The sequence below is a fragment of the Serratia liquefaciens ATCC 27592 genome (assembly GCF_000422085.1).
Lineage (GTDB): Bacteria > Pseudomonadota > Gammaproteobacteria > Enterobacterales > Enterobacteriaceae > Serratia > Serratia liquefaciens.
In genome coordinates this window covers 313,118-332,077 of sequence record NC_021741.1, presented here as the reverse complement: position 1 = coordinate 332,077, position 18,960 = coordinate 313,118, and the positions used below count along the sequence as shown (strand labels likewise).

Here is an 18,960-nt window from a genome sequence, read left to right as displayed (position 1 = left end):
AGAAAGGGCCCGCGTTTAAACGGGCCCTCGATCAATTACCTGTCGTGATTATTTGCGCGTGGAGTCAGGCGACTTCATGTAGCGGAAGAAATCGCTGTCCGGGCTCAGAACCATCACGTCCTGGTTATTGCTGCTGAAGCTGGTTTCGTAAGCACGCAGGCTACGGATAAAGGCGTAGAAGTCCGGATCCTGGCTGAATGCGTTGGCAAACAGTTTGGCCGCTTCGGCATCGCCATCACCGCGAGTGATACGTGCAGTACGCTCAGCTTCCGCCAGGGTACGAGTCACTTCGTAGTCTGCGGTCGCACGCAGCTTCTCGGCTTCTTCCTGACCCTGTGAACGGTGACGACGGGCTACCGCTTCACGCTCGGCGCGCATACGCTGGTAGATCGCATCAGACACTTCCGCCGGCAGGTTGATCTGCTTGATACGCACGTCGATCACTTCGATACCCAACGCCGCCATGCTGTTCGGGTTAACCTTCGGCAGGTTGCCGGTGGTTTCCTTCTCAACACGCGCCGCTGCAGAGGCGATAGCGTCATCAGCTTCGGTGGTGGTGACTTCTTGATCGTCACCCACGGTACCGGTGTTCAATGCATCACGCACGTCGGACATCAGCTTACCGCGCGAGTCGGTGACGATGTCTTTCACGTCCAGACGACCAATCTCGGAACGCAGACGGTCACTGAACTTACGTTTCAGCAGCACTTCGGCCTGTGAAACATCACCGCCGCCGGTTGCCAGATAGTAACGGCTGAAATCGCTGATACGCCATTTCAGGTAAGAATCGACAATCAGGTCTTTCTTCTCGCTGGTCACAAAGCGGTCAGCCTGGTTATCCATGGTCTGGATACGCGCATCCAGCGTCTTCACTGATTCAATAAACGGGATCTTGAAGTGCAGGCCTGGCGCATACACCAGCGGCTTGTTGTCGCTGTCACGCAGAACCTTGCCAAAGCGCAGCACGATGCCACGCTGACCTTCCTGAACCACGAACAAAGAAGCGTATAACGCCACCAGCACCGCGAGGACGATTACTACAAAAGACTTACGCATTGATTACTCTCTCCCTACGCGAGTGGTGTCGTCACGCTGCGCATTTGCCCGGCGCTGGTCCATGACCGAGCCGCTGCTGGTGCGCTGGCTGCTGGAGCTGGCGCCGCTGTTGGCAGACGGAGCGGGGTTGAGACGAATCAGGCTGGTGTCTTTATTGCCGTCCGCCGCCGCGCCGGTTTGGCCACGCAGCATTTGATCCAGCGGCAACACCATCAGATTGTTGCCTTTGTCATTCACCAACACCTTGCGGGTGTGGCTCAGGACTTTTTCCATGGTTTCGATATACAGACGCTCACGGGTAATTTGCGGTGCCGATTTGTATTCCGGCAACAGCTTGGCAAAGCGAGCAACCTCACCCTGAGCTTCCAGGACGGTACGGTCTTTATACGCTTTGGCATCTTCCAGCAAACGCTGCGCCTGGCCGTTAGCACGTGGCTGAACTTCGTTGGCGTAAGCTTCCGCTTCACGGATGTACTGCTGCTCGTTCTCACGTGCGGCAATCGCATCGTCAAATGCGGCCTTCACCTCTTCCGGCGGACGAGCGGCCTGGAAGTTGACGTCCAGCAGCGTGATGCCCATGTTGTACGGACGAATAGTTTCTTCCAGTACGCGTTGGGTATCGCTACGCACGATAGTACGACCTTCGGTCAGGATCTTGTCCATGGTGTACTTGCCGATAACGCCACGCAGGGCGCTGTCGGTAGCCTGGCTCAGGCTGTCGTCGGCATTGGTCACGCTGAACAGATAGGCTTCCGGGTTGGTCACGCGGTACTGCACGTTCATTTCTACGCGCACTACGTTCTCGTCGGAGGTCAGCATCACGCCAGACGCCGCCAATTCACGAACCGACTCCACGTTAACCGGACGCACTTCATCGATAAAGGTCGGCTTCCAGTTCAGACCTGGCTGTACCAGGTGGCTGAACTTGCCAAAACGGGTCACAACACCACGTTCGGCTTCCTTGATGGTGTAGAAGCCGCTGGCAGCCCAAATCACCACTACCGCTACCGCGGCAATGCCAATGATGCGACCACTGAGGCCCGGACCAGAAGTGCCGGTGCCGCCGCTGTTATTGCTGTTGGAGCCTTTGCCCCCGCCCAAACCGCTCAATTTCTTGCTCAGTTTGCGGAAGATATCGTCCAAATCAGGTGGCCCTTGATCACGACCGCCTTTGTTATTACCGCCAGAGTTGCCGCCATTATTATTGCTGCTCCCCCACGGGTCGCGGTCCTGTCCGTTATTACCGGGCTGATTCCACGCCATGTTTTAGCTCCATATTCTGTGATTGGGTACTTCAGGCTTACGCGAAGCTCAAATGTAACAGGATATGATCATACTATAAAGTTAATCAGTTCCTGTTCCTGTTTGCAGAGGCGACGCCATTCGACGATAGGCATACGTACCACCACGCCAATGCTGCCGTCTTCTTCGTTCCACTCTTTTTCAATTGCCTGAAGCTGGTAAAAACGGCTACGAAGACGGCCTGCCTCTGGCGGTAAGCGCAGCTCATAATGCGCGATTTCCCCCGATAAGCGCTCCGTCAACGCCTGATACAGCAACGGGATACCTTCACCGCTGGCGGCGGACAGCCACACCCGGATCGGTAAGTTTTCATCGTTGCGGTCGATACGCGGGACAAAATCATCCAGCATATCTATTTTGTTCATCACTAAAAGTGTAGGGATCTCATCCGATTCAATCTCTGCCAGCACGGTATTGACCGCTTCAATGTTTTCATCGACGCGAGTATCCGCGGCATCGATTACATGTAACAGCAAAGACGCCTGACGCGTTTCTTGCAGCGTCGCCTTGAAGGCGGCCACCAGATCGTGCGGCAGGTGCCGGATAAAGCCTACGGTATCCGCCAACACGGTATCGCCCACATCGGCCACGTCAATGCGCCGCAGGGTAGGATCCAAAGTGGCAAATAGCTGGTCTGCCGCATAGACATCGGCGGACGTAATTCGGTTAAACAGGGTGGATTTTCCGGCGTTGGTATACCCTACCAGCGATACGGTCGGCACTTCAGCACGGGTACGCGCACGTCGGCCCTGTTCACGCTGCTTAGCTACCCGCTCCAGGCGGCGTAGAATCAAGCTAATGCGATCGCGCAACAGACGACGGTCGGTCTCTAATTGGGTTTCCCCTGGCCCGCGCAGGCCTATCCCCCCTTTTTGACGCTCAAGGTGGGTCCAGCCACGCACCAAACGCGTGGCAATATGACGCAACTGCGCCAACTCTACCTGCAGCTTACCTTCATGGGTACGGGCGCGCTGGGCAAAGATGTCTAGAATCAACCCGGTGCGATCGATCACTCGGCATTCGCACAGGCGTTCAAGATTTCTCTCCTGCGCTGCAGAAAGGGAGTGATCAAACAGGACAACAGATGCGCCACTGGCTTTTACCGCGTCTGCAATTTCTTCGGCCTTTCCTTCACCGACAAAGTATTTGGGATGCGGGGCTTTGCGGCTACCAGTCACCACTTGCAAAGCTTCGACACCCGCAGAGGACACCAGGGATTCGAACTCACTGAGATCTTCTGTGTCTTTGTCTTGCGAGAAATAGATATGAACCAGGACGGCCTGCTCACCGGCTTCATAACGGTCAAACAAGCGTGCAACCTCTCAAACGGGAACCCGTGAGTTTGGGGGACATAAACAGCCCACGGCTGCTTATGCTCCCCTTCATGGTTGACTCGCAACGCGCTTTATTCAGCGTCATCGCTTTCCTGCTGCGGCTGTTGCGGCGCAGACGGATTGTTACCATGGTGATAGTTACTGGTGCCGCCGCTCGGGGTATTGCTATGGTGCGAAACCGGGCGTGACGGGACAACGGTAGAGATAGCGTGCTTATAAACCATCTGGCTCACCGTGTTTTTCAACAGGATGACAAACTGGTCAAAAGACTCAATCTGGCCTTGCAGCTTAATACCATTCACCAAATAAATAGAAACCGGAACACGTTCACGACGCAATGCGTTCAGGAACGGATCTTGCAAAGATTGCCCCTTAGCCATTCTATCTTTTCCTTATTTGCTTGTTGTTTTTAACTAAGAACCTGTCGGCTCTAAAATAAACGACCTAAAAAATTTGCGCGCTGAATACTCATCAATTGTACACAATCACTCGACCTATGCACTAACAACCTGTATTACCGAGTCCAAAGCCTCTCCCGGCTTCTCGCTGTCCAGCCAATGTACCGAGTTCCAGCCTCGTAACCAGGTCATTTGGCGCTTGGCCAACTGACGTGTTGCGCAAATACCACGATAAACCATCTCATCGTAACTAATTTCGCCAGATAAATATGACCACATCTGGCGATAACCGACACAGCGAATGGAAGGCAAATCCGTATGCAAATCACCCCGTGCAAAAAGTGCACGCGCTTCCGTCTCAAAACCTGCCGCCAACATTTGATGGTACCGCAGCGCGATGCGTTGATGGATCAACTCACGGCTGGTCGGCGCTATCGCAAATTGGTGAACATGATACGGCAACGATTCACCCGAAATTTTAGTCAGTTCCGTTAAAGTTTTACCCGAAATAAAAAAAACTTCCAGTGCTCTGGACAGTCTCTGCGGATCATTAGGATGAATTCTCAATGCCGCAACCGGGTCAATCTCTTGCAACTGACGGTGTAAAACGTCCCAGCCCTGCTCCGCAGCCTGCTGTTCGATACGCTCACGCACCGCCGGATCGGCAGGCGGCAACGGCGATAAACCTTCCAGCAGCGCCTTGAAGTAAAGCATGGTGCCCCCCACCAGCAGCGGGATACGCCCGGCGGCGGTAATGGCGGCCATCTCTTTTAGTGCATCGGCGCGAAAATCTGCTGCTGAGTAAACTTCGGCAGGATCGCGAATATCAATCAGCCGGTGCGGTGCCTGCGCCAATTCCTCAGCGCTCGGTTTAGCCGTGCCGATATCCATGCCGCGATAAATCAGCGCGGAATCCACGCTGATCAGTTCCACAGGCAGGCGTTCACGCAGCGCGATCGCCAACGCGGTCTTGCCCGAGGCGGTCGGCCCCATCATAAAAATAGCCGGGGGACGTGGTGTCATTTCAGTTTCAATCATGCGTAAGGGCTGCCAGTGCAGCCTGTAAATCAACAGGTTGTAAAAGTCCGCTCGGTGGTGATTTGACCAGCTGCGGGCAAAGTCGTTCAACGTCGGTCAGCAATTGTATCGCTTGCGAGGTGTTCCACTGCTCATGTTCGCTGCCCAAGTGGCGGGCGAACCAGGTGGCTAACACCGGGGGCGACATCTCCTGATGCTCGGCCAGATAGCCTAACAGTTCGGGTATCAGTTTTTGTAAATTTTGTTGGCGTAATGGTAAAGGTACTGCGCGCAACGTCACACGCCGATGATCCGCCTGCAAATCCAATCCCATTTTGACCAGTAACGGCTGATGTCGCACACAGGCGGCCGCTTCTTGCTTATTCAGCGTCAGTTTGATGGGGATCAGCAGCGGCTGCGGCCGCAGGCCTTCTTCAGCCGGATTAAGCTGCGCCTGGCGCAACCAGCGCTCGGCCACCGGCAGATTGAGCAACATCAATTGCTGGCGACGCTCAATCAGGGCGAAGCACGGCGGATGGATCATCAGCACCCGACCAAAACTTTGCTGGCTACCGTCCAGCGGCACTTCTCGCTCAGCCTTTACCGGTGGGAACAGCGGTTGTTTCGGCGTTTCTGGCGCTGGCTCCACCACCGGAGCAGCCTGCATCAGTTTGCCGTAAAGCTCGCCTTCGCGCTTTTGGTAGCCGTTGCCTGCCTGATAGGCCGGTTGAGGTGCGCGCTCGCGCGCGACGCCCGGTTCACTCGGCTGAGGTTCACGGCGCGGCGCCGGCTGCGAGAAATGGTTGCCGCCGGCGGCGACGCGGTTTTCCGGCTGCCAGGTTGGCGCCGACGGTTGTTCCGACTCATCGTCCAGCGGCAGCGGCGCGTTGCCGACCTGCTGCAGCACGGTAGTTACCGCCTGATAAATAAAGTCATGTACCAACCGCGCCTGATGAAAACGTACTTCGTGCTTGGCCGGGTGCACATTCACGTCTACCTGATGCGGATCGACCTCGAGATACAGTACGTACGCGGGCTGCTGATCGTCTTTCAACTGATCCTGATAGGCCTGGCGGATGGCATGATTGATCAGACGATCGCGCATCATGCGGCTATTGACGTAGCAATACTGCATCTCGCCCAATTGACGCGCCCCGGCAGGATCAGCCACCCAGCCGCGAATGGTCAGATCGCCATGCTGCCAGGAAATGTTCAACGCATGCTGCAAAAAAGCCGGGCCACAAATGCTGCCCAGGCGGCGCTCATAGTGGCTTTCGTCTTTCGCTGCGCGATATTGGCGGATCAGTTTGCCGTTGTGGCTGAGGTTGATCGCCACATCGAAACGCGCCAGCGCAATGCGCCGCACTACTTCATCGATATGGCCGAATTCGGTTTTCTCGGTGCGCATGAATTTGCGCCGCGCCGGGGTGTTGTAGAACAGATCCAGCACTTCCAGCGTGCTGCCTATCGGATGCGCCGCTGGTTTGACCGTCACCGCCTGGTCGCGGCCTTCGGCGTAAGCCTGCCAGGCTTCATTTTGTTCCGCCGTGCGCGAAGTGAGCGTCAAACGGGAAACCGAGCTGATGCTGGCCAACGCCTCACCGCGAAAACCGAGACTGACGATGGCTTCCAAATCGTCGAGCGTGCTGATTTTACTGGTGGCATGACGCGCCAATGCCAATGCCAGATCGTCTTTACCGATGCCGCAGCCGTTATCGCGGATGCGAATCAGCTTGGCACCGCCGCGTTCGATATCAATATCAATGCGTGTCGCACCGGCATCCAGACTGTTTTCCACCAGTTCCTTTACCACTGACGCGGGCCGTTCGACCACTTCACCGGCGGCAATCTGGTTGGCAAGCTGGGGCGGTAACACCTGGATGGGCATGCTGACTCCTCTAACTAATAGTGGCGCTAGGCCTGCGGAATGGTCAGCGTCCGATCCAGCGGTGCGACGTCCGACTTCAGTTTATTCACGCGTTTCAGGTCGCTGACGCTGACACCGTAACGGGTAGCGATGGAGGATAAGGTATCACCGCGGGTCACTTTGTGCCTGGACGGCTTCTTCACACTGGGTTTTGCCTTGGCGACTGTACTGACCGTCGCGGCGGTTTTACCCGCCGGCACTTTAAGGCGCTGGCCGACCCACACGCCGTCTTTTTTCAGCTTGTTCAGGTCACGCAACGCCGCCATGGTGGTGCCATAACTGTCGGCAATACCGGAAAGCGTTTCGGCTCGCTTCACCACGTGGATCTGCGTTTTACCGCTAATGCGGCTGCTGCCGGCCGAACTGACGATCGGCGCGGGCTGACTGACGTCTTGTGTTGAGGAGTTAACCGCCGCTGCGACGTCCAGCGGTCGGTTTTCCACCTTTGGGTCGGCTTGTAGCGGGTGCGCCAGGAAATAACTGCGCAGGCCGTTGTGGATCGCCCGGGCAATTTTCTCCTGATATGCGCTACTGCCGAGCAGCCGCTCCTCCGTGCTATTACTGATAAATCCTGTTTCCACCAACAAGGATGGGATATCCGGCGAACGCAGCACGCCAAGACTGGCGTGTTCAGGACGACGTTTATGCAATGAGCCGACGCTCTGCAACTGCTGCAACACTTTTACTGCGACATCGTAGCCCACGCGTTGTGAGTGACCAAACTGCAGATCCAGCACCGCCTGGCTCAGGTAAGGATCCGCCTGGCTGTTGGCCAGCAAATCACCCGCACCGCCCAGCAACTCGGACTGCTTCTCATGTTGCTCCAGCCAGCCGGCCATCTCACTGTTGGCGCGGCGGTTGGACAGAACCCAAACCGAAGCCCCGTTGGCGCTGCGGTTTGGCGCGGCGTCAGCGTGAATGGAGACCAACACGTTAGCGCCTTGCTTACGTGCCACGTCAGAGCGGCCCATCACCGAGATGAAGTAGTCGCCGTTGCGCGTCAACACTGGTTTAAACTGGGGATCGGCATCCAACAATGCCTGCAGGCGGCGAGCGATAGCGATAGTTACATTTTTCTCTTTCAGGCCGTTCGGGCCAATGGCGCCTGGGTCCTGGCCGCCGTGACCGGCATCGATAGCCACCACCACCCGATCGCCGGAACCGGCGGAAACGCGGCTGCTGCGTGGCGTGACCTCAGATGCGGTACCCGCAACCACGGTAGGCTTATTGGTGAAAGGATTGGAACCACTTGGCGCTCTACGCACCGGAGCAGGCTCTGGTTCAGGCTCACTCACCACCACCGGGGCTTTACGCGTCGGTGGGTTCACGACCACCGGTGCCGGCGTCGGGGCTTTTCGTACTGTAGTGTTTGCGCTGCCCTCGGCGGCGATGGTGAACACCACGGTATAGACACTGCCGTTCTGGCGTGTGGCTACCCGGGTCTTCGCGCGCTGGGTCAGATCAAACACCAGCCTTACGCTCTGGGCGTCTTTCGGCGCGCTGGAGCGAATGCTTTTCACCAGGTTCTGGCCGCTGAAATTCAACGGTAAACCGCCCACCTTGCCTTTCTGGTTTACATCCAATACCACGCGGTCCGGGCCGTGCAACGGGAAGAAGGCATAGTCCGGCGGACCGGTAAAGCTCACCGATACCGTGGCTTCGCGCTGGGCATTGGTGACTTTAATATCAGACAACGACGATGCGGCCAACGCACTGGCTGCACCCAAAGGCCCCAATACGGCGATCAGGGCGATTACGAGTAATTTTCTCAACGCATACGTCATTGCGGCGTCATTCCTGTGGCCCGTGAATACGGTCTAAAAGCTGGCTGCCGTAGGCAGAAACCGCCTGAATTTTTGCTTCGCGCCCCTGATCCTGGTAGCTGAGATGCAGCTCCAAATCAGGTTCCGGCAAGACGCCGGTCCCCTGCTGTGGCCATTCCACCAGGCAAATGGCATCCTGCGCAAAATAATCGCGAATGCCCATAAATTCGAGTTCTTCCGGATCGGCCAAGCGATACAGATCAAAATGGTATACCGCCAGCGGCTGCAGCGCATAAGGCTCCACCAGCGTATAAGTTGGGCTTTTAACGTTGCCCTGGTGGCCCAATGCCTGCAAAAAACCACGGCTGAAGGTGGTTTTACCGGCGCCCAGGTCACCGTAAAGGTAAATTACGCTGGCGCGATCGCACGCCTTGGCCAAGGCGGTACCCAATGCGACAGTCGCTGCCTCATCCGGCAGAGGTAAAACGAGTTCTTTCATTCGATAGTTTCTATTTATGCCAACTCAGGATTAACGTAATAAGGGATTTCCGGCAATAAATCGCTCGCCAGCATCCCCCTTATTCCTTGTCTTGCCGCCACGCGATCGGCAGCTGCGCCATGCGCCACGCAACCGGCGCAGGCTGCATCATACAGTGAGAGCTTTTGCCCCAGCAAACCGCCGATGATACCGGACAGCACATCGCCCATTCCACCAGAGGCCATGCCGGCGTTGCCGACGTCGGCGATCGCCATCTGGCCTTGATCATCGGCGATCAATGTACCCGCACCTTTCAGTACGGCTACGCCACCGTAATGCGTGACCAGATTACGAACTGCAAGTAAGCGGTCACTCTCAATCTCGGCGGTACGGCACCCCAGCAGGCGTGCCGCCTCCCCAGGATGCGGGGTAATCACACGATTCTGACGCTTCTCGGGATTTAATGCCAGTAAGTTCAGCGCATCGGCGTCCCATAACGCCGGTTTATCACTGGCTTGCAATATTTTCAGCGCATTCCTACCCCATTCGCCCTGACCCAGCCCCGGGCCAATCACCAGCACATCCGCCCAGTCGAGCGCCTGCTGCAACCCCTCGTCGCTCAGCGGTTGCACCATCAGTTCCGGTCTGGCGGTCAGCAAGGGCCCGACATGCTCAATGTGAGTGAGTACTCGCACCAATCCTGCGCCGCTGCGCAACGCCGCTTCTGCCGCCATGCGTATCGCGCCGCCAAAGCCGTGATCGCCCCCCACCACTAACAAACGCCCCTGTTCACCTTTATGTGAGCAGGGACGACGCGGTCTCAGCCACTGGGACAGCGATTCGGCAGTAAGCCGCTGAATCTGCGTCGGTTGCTTTGCCAGCCACCCCGATAATCCTAGCGTACTCTGGTGAAGTTGCCCGACCCAATCGCGAGCCTGGCCGGTCAGCAGGCCAGGTTTAAGCGCGATGAAAGTCATGGTATGCGTTGCGCGGATGACGGCTCCAGGCGCGGCGCCGCTTTCAGCCAGCAGGCCCGAGGGGATATCGAGTGCGATAACCGGCGCGCGGCTGCGGTTAACAGCTTCAATCAGGGCATCGTACGGCGCCCGCGGCGCACTGCTTAACCCAGTACCGAGCAGGCCGTCGATGATCAGATCCACGTCTTCCGGCCAGCGGCTGTCGACCGGATGGATCTCGCCGCCGCTAGCCAACCATGCCTGTCTGGCTTCAGCCGCTTCTGGGGGCAGTGGCCGTGTGCCTTCGCAGGCAATCAGGCTGACTTTGACACCGGCCGCCGCAGCCAAACGGGCGACAACATAGCCGTCACCGCCATTGTTGCCATGACCGCACAGCACCAGCCAGTGATGGGCGGCAGGATATTGGTCGCACGCCAGCGTGTAAGCCGCCTCACCGGCACGTTGCATCAGTTGATAGAGAGAAATGCCCTGCGAGGCGGCGGCGCTTGCTTCTGCTCGCTGGATCCAGTCCGCAGACCAGACAGAGTGTGGTAAACTGTCAGAGTATCGTTTTTCACTGTGGCCCGTCATGACTCACCCCCTCGATCTCAATCAACTCGCCCAACATATCAAGCAATGGGGGCAATCGCTAGGATTCCAGCAGGTAGGCATCTGCGACACCGATCTGAGCGCGGAAGAGCCCAAGCTGCAGGCCTGGTTGGACAAACAATACCACGGTGAAATGGAGTGGATGGCACGCCATGGCATGCTGCGCGCCCGGCCACATGAGCTGTTGCCCGGCACGCTGCGCGTGATCAGCGTGCGCATGAACTACCTGCCTGCCAAAGCGGCCTTCGCCAGCACCCTCAACAACCCAGAATTAGGCTATGTCAGCCGCTATGCGCTCGGGCGGGACTATCACAAACTGCTGCGCCAACGGCTGAAAAAACTCGGCGATCAGATCCAGGCCTACTGCGGCGAACTTAATTTCCGCCCCTTTGTCGACTCCGCGCCGGTGATGGAACGCGCACTGGCCTCCAAAGCCGGGATTGGCTGGGTTGGTAAACACTCACTTATTTTAAACCGCGAAGCCGGCTCCTGGTTCTTTCTTGGCGAACTGCTGATCGACCTGCCGCTGCCGGTGGATAAGCCCCAAGAGGAACAGTGCGGTCGCTGCGTCGCCTGTATCACCACTTGCCCAACCGGCGCCATCGTCGCCCCCTACACCGTAGATGCGCGCCGCTGCATTTCCTATCTGACGATTGAGTTGGAAGGCGCCATTCCTGAAGAATTCCGGCCGTTATTGGGCAATCGTATTTACGGCTGTGATGATTGCCAGCTTATCTGCCCATGGAACCGCTTCTCGCAACTTACCGACGAAGACGATTTCAGCCCACGCGCCGCACTGCATGCACCGCAACTGATCGAACTCTTTGGTTGGACGGAAGAGAAATTCCTGCGCATCACCGAAGGCTCCGCCATCCGGCGTATCGGCCATTTACGCTGGCTGCGCAATATTGCCGTGGCGCTGGGCAACGCCCCTTACCAGGATGCGGCAGTGGTGGCATTGCGCTCCCGGCTGGAACAGGACGCAATGCTGGACGAACATATCCACTGGGCACTGGAGCAACAGTTGGCGCGGCGTGAGGCGCAAGGCATAGAAGTGCAGACAACGCAGAAAAAACGATTGATACGGGCTGTGGAAAAAGGATTGCCGAGGGATGCCTGAAATCTTTCATTCAGACCCGATAGTCACTCTGTGGATTTGTGCATAAAAATAAAAATGCTTTGTCTTTCAACTGCAACAAAAAGAGCAAGTGATCGGTATAACGTTTTCGGATAAATAAATATGCATATAAATCAATGCGATAAATATTTCATTTGTGTGGCGTTGATTTTTTGAGCTGCGGGTATTATGAGCGCTACCTGTGGATAAGTCTGTTCACAACATTTCGACAGGGTATGTATAACGGGGCAAAGAACCGCGCCGGTAAAGGCGTTGGACTGAGTTTAAAACGAAGAGAAAATTGGAGCGGGAAACGAGACTCGAACTCGCGACCCCGACCTTGGCAAGGTCGTGCTCTACCAACTGAGCTATTCCCGCATTGAGATGCTTTGGGCATCCGGCCATCAAACAACAACATGGCCTTTGAATTTTTTGGAGCGGGAAACGAGACTCGAACTCGCGACCCCGACCTTGGCAAGGTCGTGCTCTACCAACTGAGCTATTCCCGCGTCGCATGGGTACTACCTGATACTTTTTTTATTCATCACGCCACATCAGCAGCATTGTTGAATTTGGAGCGGGAAACGAGACTCGAACTCGCGACCCCGACCTTGGCAAGGTCGTGCTCTACCAACTGAGCTATTCCCGCCCGGCGTATCGATGTCGGAACTAAACGAAATTCTTCATCGGTACGGGGTGCGCATTATACGAGAAATCCTTTTTGCCGCAAGCCCCTGAAAGCAAAAAAACGCGATTTTTGTTTGATTGCCGATTAAAGCGCCAAACTGATTAATTAAGCGGCGGAATCGGCTGCTTTCGGCAGTAGGGCCCCGATCAAGAGGCCCTGCATTCGTTATAACTGGATGAAATGCTCGCGGTAATAGGCCAGTTCACCTACCGACTCGCGAATGTCGTCCATTGCCTGGTGGGTGCCCTGCTTCTTGAAGCCACTGAGGATTTCCGGCTTCCAACGGCGCGCCAGTTCTTTCAGCGTACTGACGTCCAGATAACGGTAATGGAAGTAGGCTTCCAGTTCGGGCATATAGCGGAACAGGAAACGGCGGTCCTGACCCACGCTGTTGCCGCAGATCGGCGATTTGCCCGCCGGCACCCACTGCTGCAGGAAGGCGATGGTGGCCAGCTCAGCGGCATGGTCGTCAAACTGGCTGGCTTTCACCCGCTCCACCAGGCCGCTGCCGGTATGGGTGCGCACGTTCCAGTCATCCATCAGGGCAAGCTGTTCATCGGATTGGTGTACGGCGATCACCGGCCCTTCCGCGAGAATGTTCAGATTGGCATCGGTGACCAGCGTAGCGATCTCGATAATGCGATCGCGTTCAGGATCCAACCCGGTCATCTCCAGATCGATCCAAATCAGGTTATTTTCGTTTCCTGTCATGATATTTCCTGCGTAAAAGCCAAAAGATAAACAAACTGTAGGCAAGGCGGCGACCGGCGCTGGCCGTTCAGCGGCCAAGGTGCGCTGCGCGTGGCGGCTAACAACGGTTATTTAATATAAAATAGCGTGTATCATAGTCCTTTTGGTCGCCATGAGCGATAAAGCGGATTCAAGTGAGGCGCAGTGAGCAAGAACAAACTGTCCAAAGGTCAAGAACGCCGTGTACAGGCGAACCATCAACGTCGCCTGAAACGCACCGATAAAAAACCGGAACTGGATGATTCCCAACTGGGCGAGCCGCAGGACGGTATCGTCATCAGCCGTTTCGGGATGCATGCCGACGTTGAGGCAGCGGACGGCACCCAACACCGCTGCAATATTCGCCGTACGCTGCGTTCGCTGGTCACCGGCGATCGCGTAGTGTGGCGCCCTGGCGTCGGTACCCATGAAGGGGTCAAAGGCATTGTCGAGGCCGTGCATGAACGCACCTCGGTGCTGACACGCCCAGATTTCTATGACGGCGTGAAGCCTATCGCCGCCAATATCAACCAAATCGTTATCGTTTCGGCGATATTACCCGAGCTTTCGCTGAACATCATCGACCGCTACCTGGTGGCCTGTGAAACGCTGGAAGTTGAGCCGCTGATCGTACTGAACAAGATCGATCTGTTGGATGCCGAAGCGCGCAAACGGGTCGACGGCATGATGGATACCTATCGCAAGATTGGTTATCGGGTGCTGGAAGTCTCCAGCCAGACGCGCGAAGGCATGGAAGCGTTTGAACAAGCGCTGGTCGGCCGCATCAGTATTTTCGCCGGGCAGTCGGGGGTCGGCAAGTCCAGCCTGCTTAACGCTCTGCTGCCAGCTTCCAAAGAGCAAATTCTGGTAAATCAGGTTTCCGATGTCTCTGGGCTCGGGCAACATACCACCACCGCTGCACGGCTGTATCATTTCCAGCACGGCGGCGACGTGATCGACTCCCCAGGCGTACGTGAGTTTGGCCTATGGCACCTGGAACCGGAACAAATCACCCAAGGTTTTGTCGAATTCCGTAACTATTTAGGCGGTTGCAAGTTCCGTGATTGCCGCCACGATACCGATCCAGGCTGTGCTATCCGTGCCGCAATGGAAAAAGGCGATATCGCCAAAGAACGTTTCGACAACTATCACCGTATTCTGGAAAGCATGGCGCAAGTGAAGGTTCGCAAGAACTTCACCGATGCCGCAGACTGATAATGCCGGGCGGCGTTGACGGTGGCAGAGCCAGCGTTACAATGCGCGCCCTTTACCCTGATTCAAGAGGTTAAACGTGCTGGATAGCATCAAAATTAAATTGCAGTACTGGTTACCGAAGCTGGCTCTGACCCGCCTGGCGGGCTGGGGTGCGGACAAGCAGGCCGGTTGGTTGACCCAATTGGTTCTGAAGGGCTTTGCCCGTTATTACCGCGTAAACATGCAAGAGTCGCAACATCCAGAGCTGAGCGCCTACGCCAGCTTCAACGAATTCTTTGTACGCCCGCTGCGTGACGGCGCCCGCCCGATCATCAGCGACGCCAACTGGCTGGCCCTGCCCGCAGACGGTGCCATCAGCCAGCTCGGCCAGATCCACGACGACCAAATTTTCCAGGCCAAAGGCCACAACTACAGCCTGGAAGCGCTGTTGGCCGGCAACTATGTGCTGGCAGAGCCGTTCCGTAACGGTCTGTTCGCCACCACCTACCTGGCTCCGCGGGATTATCACCGCGTACATATGCCGTGCAACGGCGTGCTGCGCGAAATGATTTATGTGCCGGGTGACCTATTCTCCGTTAACCCATTGACCGCCGCCAACGTGCCAAACCTGTTCGCGCGCAATGAGCGTGTGATCTGCGTGTTTGATACCGCTGTCGGGCCAATGGTGCAGATCCTGGTGGGTGCCACCATCGTCGGCAGCATCGAAACCGTCTGGGCCGGCACGGTAACCCCGCCACGCGAAGGCATTATCAAACGCTGGACCTATCCTGAAGAAGGTGCGGAAGGCGCTATCGTGCTGGAGAAAGGCGAAGAAATGGGCCGCTTCAAGCTGGGTTCGACAGTCATTAACCTGTTTACCCCAGGCAGCGTACAGTTCGCGCCGCAGCTGAACAACGGCACCGTGACCCGCATGGGCGAAGCCTTCGCAGAAATCCCGGCCGCATCTGCTGCCGTTGAAACACCGCAGATCTGAAGGAATTGACGCTGTGCGCCTGATTATCACGTTATTGCTCGGTTGCTTACTGGCTCAACCGGTGCTGGCCGCCACGGTGCCCACCGAAACACAGCTCAAACAGGAGCTGAAGCAGGCCGAGAGCAACAAGAGCGCGCCTAATCAGGCGGAAACCACTGAGGCGTTGCAAAGCGCCCTCAACTGGCTGTCGGAGCGTAAAGAGTCGCTAACGCGCGTTGAGCAGTATCAGCGCGTGATCGACGATTTCCCCAAGATGACGCAGGAACTGCGTCGTCAGTTAGCGCTGGAAGACAGCAAAATCCTGCCGAACGGCGATAACCTGCCGGCCAGCGATTTGGAACAGCAAATCCTGCAAACCAGCAGCCTGCTGCTGGAACAGGCGCGTTTGCTGCAGCAAGAGCAGGAGCGCACGCGGGAAATCAGCGATTCCCTCGGCCAATTGCCGCAGCAGCAAACCGACGCTCGCCGTGCATTGACCGAGATTCAACGTCGCCTGCAGGCCCAACCCGCCAACCCGACCACTCCGCATGCTCAGGCTGCGCTGGCGTTATTGCAGGCGGAAGCCGCTGCACGCAAAGCAAAAGTCGATGAGCTCGAACTGGCACAGCTGTCGGCCAACAACCGCCAGGAACTGGCGCGGATGCGCGCCGAAGTCTACAAAAAGCGCCACGAGAAGATTGACGTTCAACTGCAGGCACTGCGCAATAACCTCAATGCCCAGCGACAGCGCGAAGCCGAACTGGCACTGGAAAAAACCGAGCAGTTGGCCGAGCAAAATGGCGATCTGCCGAAAAGTATCAGTCAGCAGTTGCAAATCAACCGTGAACTGTCTGCGGCGCTGAACAATCAGGCCCAGCGCATGGATCTGATTTCATCCCAACAACGTCAAGCCGCCGCGCAAACGCTGCAGGTGCGCCAGGCATTAAGCACCATTATCGAACAGGCCCAGTGGCTCGGCTCCTCATCGGCGCTGGGAGAAACCCTGCGTGCTCAGGTCGCCACGCTGCCGGAAATGCCCAAGCCGCAGCAGCTCGATGGCGATATGGCCCAACTGCGCGTACAGCGCCTGCAGTTTGAAAGCCAACTGGAAAAACTGTCACAGCGCGAATTCAAACGTGACGACGGCAGTGAACTGACCAGCGCGGAAAGACGCATTGTCGACGCCCAGTTACGCACTCAGAGGGAACTGCTGAATTCACTGCTGTCCGGGTGCGATACGCAGATCCTCGAGCTGACCAAGCTGAAAGTGGCCAACACCCAGTTGATCGAGGCGTTAAACGAAATCAAGGACGCCACCCACCGCTATCTGTTCTGGGTGCCTGACGTCAATCCTATCACCCTGTCCTATCCGATTAACGTCGCGCACGATCTGACGCGTCTGCTGTCGCTGGATACGCTGTCACAGCTCGGTGGGGCCTTCATGATGATGGTGACCAGCCGCGAAACGCTGATCCCCATCTTCGGCGCCCTGCTGCTGGTTATTTTCAGCATCAGCTCTCGCAAGCACTACCACGCCTTCCTGACACGCGCCAGCAGCCGGGTTGGCAAAGTGACCCAGGACGAATTCTTCCTGACCCTGCGCACCGTATTCTGGTCGATTTTGGTGGCACTGCCGCTGCCGGTGCTCTGGGCAGCGCTCGGCTTTGGCCTGCAAAGCGCCTGGAACTACCCGGTAGCCGAAGCGATCGGCAAGGGTGTCACCGCCACGCTGCCGATCCTGTGGGTATGTATGATTTGCGCCGCCTTCGCCCACCCGCAGGGGTTGTTTATCGTGCATTTCCGCTGGCCGGTGAAGCAGGTTTCACGCGCCATGCGCTATTACAAAATGTCGATCTGGCTGATAGTGCCGCTGATCATGGCGTTAATCACCTTCGACAGCCTGAAAGAACGCGAGTTTGCCAATACCCTGGGGCGGTTGTGCTTTATCCTGCTGTGTCTGGCTTTGGCCATCGTCACCAATAGCCTGAAACGCGCCGGCATTCCGCTGTATCTGGATAAAAAAGGCTCCGGCGAGAACATGGTCAACACCGCGCTGTGGGGGCTATTGCTGTCCGCGCCGCTGCTGGCGGCGCTGGCCTCCGCCGTCGGCTATCTGACCACCTCTCAGGCACTGTTGGCGCGGTTGGAAACGTCGGTGGCCATCTGGTTCTTCCTGCTGGTGATTTACCACATTATTCGCCGCTGGATGCTGATCCAACGGCGACGTATCGCCTTTGACCGCGCCAAGCAACGCCGGGCCGATATTCTGGCTCAGCGCGCACGCGGTGAAGAAGAAACGCCGCATACGCCCAACAGCACCGAAGGATCGATGGACATGGATGATTCAGAGATCGATCTGGATACCATCAGTGCCCAGTCGCTCCGGTTGGTTCGTTCGATCCTGACGATGATCGCGCTGGTGTCGGTGATCGTGCTGTGGTCAGAAATTCACTCGGCCTTCGCCTTCCTGGAAAACATCTCCCTGTGGGACGTGACGTCAACGGTCAACGGCGTGGAAACCGCGCATCCAATCACCTTGGGTGCGGTATTGATCGCCATCCTGGTGCTGATCGTTACCATGCAGTTGGTGCGTAACCTGCCGGCCCTGCTGGAGCTGGCGGTACTGCAGCACCTGGATCTGTCGCCGGGCACCGGCTACGCCATCACCACTATTACCAAGTATCTGTTGTTGTTGTTCGGCGCCATCCTCAGCTTTTCCTGGATCGGTATCGAATGGTCGAAATTGCAGTGGGTAGTGACCGCGCTCAGCGTGGGGTTGGGCTTTGGTATGCAGGAGATCTTCTCCAACTTTATCTCCGGCCTGATCATCCTGTTTGAAAAACCGATCCGCATTGGTGATACCGTGACGATCCGCAACCTGACCGGTACCGTCACCAAGATCAACACCCGCGCCACCACCATTTCAGACTGGGATCGCAAAGAGATCATCGTGCCGAACAAGGCGTTTATCACCGAGCAGTTCATTAACTGGTCGCTGTCGGACAACCTGACTCGTGTGGTACTGACCGTACCGGCACCGGCAGAAGCCAACAGCGAAGAAGTGACCAAGATCCTGACCAATGCCGCCGAACGCTGTTCGCTGGTGCTGGATAATCCGGCACCGGAGGTTTATCTGGTCGATCTGCAGCAGGGTATTCAGATCTTTGAACTGCGTATTTACGCCGCCGAGATGGGCCACCGCATGCCGTTGCGCCACGAGATCCATCAGTTGATCTTGTCCGGCTATCGCGAGCACGGCATTACGCTGCCGTACCCACCATTCCAGGTACGCAGCGAGACGCTGTCCCGCCTGACCAGCAACGGTCGCACGCCGGCCTCCACACCGGCGCCCAACACCAAACGCGAATCGGGCAGTTTGTAACCGCCGTATGCAAAAAGGGTTCGGCCATGGCCGAACC

14 protein-coding genes and 3 tRNA genes are annotated in these 18,960 nt (G+C 56.9%); 4 read left to right on the top strand and 13 right to left on the bottom strand.

Annotated elements, in window-relative coordinates; translation table 11 throughout:
• Positions 1-48: 48 nt before the first annotated feature.
• The 9 genes from hflC to nnr form a co-directional block, all read right to left on the bottom strand.
• Positions 49-1,056 (bottom strand): protease modulator HflC, encoded by a 1,008-nt coding sequence (hflC, locus tag M495_RS01495; RefSeq protein ID WP_020824908.1) that lies wholly within the window; start codon positions 1,054-1,056, stop codon positions 49-51.
• A 3-nt stretch (positions 1,057-1,059) separates the two neighbouring features.
• Positions 1,060-2,319 carry an FtsH protease activity modulator HflK gene (hflK, locus tag M495_RS01490; protein ID WP_020824907.1) on the bottom strand — a complete coding sequence of 420 codons (1,260 nt, stop codon included), beginning with the start codon at positions 2,317-2,319 and terminating at the stop codon, positions 1,060-1,062.
• A gap of 68 nt (positions 2,320-2,387) precedes the next feature.
• On the bottom strand, positions 2,388-3,668 hold the full coding sequence (gene hflX / locus M495_RS01485) for a ribosome rescue GTPase HflX (RefSeq protein ID WP_020824906.1): 1,281 nt from the start codon (positions 3,666-3,668) through the stop codon (positions 2,388-2,390).
• 95 nt (positions 3,669-3,763) lie between these two features.
• On the bottom strand, positions 3,764-4,072 hold the full coding sequence (gene hfq, locus M495_RS01480; RefSeq protein WP_012004894.1) for an RNA chaperone Hfq: 309 nt from the start codon (positions 4,070-4,072) through the stop codon (positions 3,764-3,766).
• A gap of 114 nt (positions 4,073-4,186) precedes the next feature.
• Complete coding sequence (miaA, locus tag M495_RS01475; protein WP_020824905.1) at positions 4,187-5,128, bottom strand: tRNA (adenosine(37)-N6)-dimethylallyltransferase MiaA; 942 nt, start codon at positions 5,126-5,128, stop codon at positions 4,187-4,189.
• Positions 5,121-6,995 carry a DNA mismatch repair endonuclease MutL gene (gene mutL / locus M495_RS01470; protein ID WP_020824904.1) on the bottom strand — a complete coding sequence of 625 codons (1,875 nt, stop codon included), beginning with the start codon at positions 6,993-6,995 and terminating at the stop codon, positions 5,121-5,123. Before mutL ends, miaA begins: the two co-directional genes overlap by 8 nt.
• Positions 6,996-7,021: 26 nt before the next feature.
• Complete coding sequence (gene amiB / locus M495_RS01465) at positions 7,022-8,818, bottom strand: N-acetylmuramoyl-L-alanine amidase AmiB (RefSeq protein WP_020824903.1); 1,797 nt, start codon at positions 8,816-8,818, stop codon at positions 7,022-7,024.
• 7 nt (positions 8,819-8,825) lie between these two features.
• A complete protein-coding gene (gene tsaE, locus M495_RS01460) occupies positions 8,826-9,296 on the bottom strand; it encodes a tRNA (adenosine(37)-N6)-threonylcarbamoyltransferase complex ATPase subunit type 1 TsaE (RefSeq protein WP_020824902.1) in 471 nt (156 codons plus the stop codon).
• 14 nt (positions 9,297-9,310) lie between these two features.
• The gene (gene nnr / locus M495_RS01455) at positions 9,311-10,822 is read right to left on the bottom strand and encodes a bifunctional ADP-dependent NAD(P)H-hydrate dehydratase/NAD(P)H-hydrate epimerase (protein ID WP_020824901.1); all 1,512 of its coding nucleotides are present in this window, start codon (positions 10,820-10,822) and stop codon (positions 9,311-9,313) included.
• Here nnr and queG point away from each other — a divergent pair.
• On the top strand, positions 10,821-11,960 hold the full coding sequence (gene queG / locus M495_RS01450) for a tRNA epoxyqueuosine(34) reductase QueG (protein ID WP_020824900.1): 1,140 nt from the start codon (positions 10,821-10,823) through the stop codon (positions 11,958-11,960). The genes nnr and queG overlap by 2 nt on opposite strands.
• A gap of 299 nt (positions 11,961-12,259) precedes the next feature.
• On the opposite strand, the gene M495_RS01445 is transcribed toward queG, so the two are convergent.
• From M495_RS01445 to orn, 4 genes are all read right to left on the bottom strand, one after another.
• Positions 12,260-12,335 (bottom strand) — tRNA-Gly (locus M495_RS01445).
• 55 nt (positions 12,336-12,390) lie between these two features.
• Positions 12,391-12,466 (bottom strand) — tRNA-Gly (locus M495_RS01440).
• 64 nt (positions 12,467-12,530) lie between these two features.
• Positions 12,531-12,606, bottom strand: a tRNA-Gly gene (locus M495_RS01435).
• A 204-nt stretch (positions 12,607-12,810) separates the two neighbouring features.
• Positions 12,811-13,356 carry an oligoribonuclease gene (gene orn / locus M495_RS01430; protein ID WP_020824899.1) on the bottom strand — a complete coding sequence of 182 codons (546 nt, stop codon included), beginning with the start codon at positions 13,354-13,356 and terminating at the stop codon, positions 12,811-12,813.
• A gap of 183 nt (positions 13,357-13,539) precedes the next feature.
• On the opposite strand from orn, the gene rsgA reads away from it, so the two are divergent.
• The 3 genes from rsgA to mscM all read left to right on the top strand — a co-directional run bounded on the left by rsgA (position 13,540) and on the right by mscM (position 18,923).
• Complete coding sequence (gene rsgA / locus M495_RS01425) at positions 13,540-14,589, top strand: small ribosomal subunit biogenesis GTPase RsgA (RefSeq protein WP_020824898.1); 1,050 nt, start codon at positions 13,540-13,542, stop codon at positions 14,587-14,589.
• 76 nt (positions 14,590-14,665) lie between these two features.
• A complete protein-coding gene (gene asd / locus M495_RS01420; protein ID WP_020824897.1) occupies positions 14,666-15,562 on the top strand; it encodes an archaetidylserine decarboxylase in 897 nt (298 codons plus the stop codon).
• Between the two features lie 13 nt (positions 15,563-15,575).
• Positions 15,576-18,923, top strand: coding sequence for a miniconductance mechanosensitive channel MscM (mscM, locus tag M495_RS01415; protein ID WP_020824896.1), 3,348 nt, complete (start codon positions 15,576-15,578; stop codon positions 18,921-18,923).
• Positions 18,924-18,960: the final 37 nt, after the last annotated feature.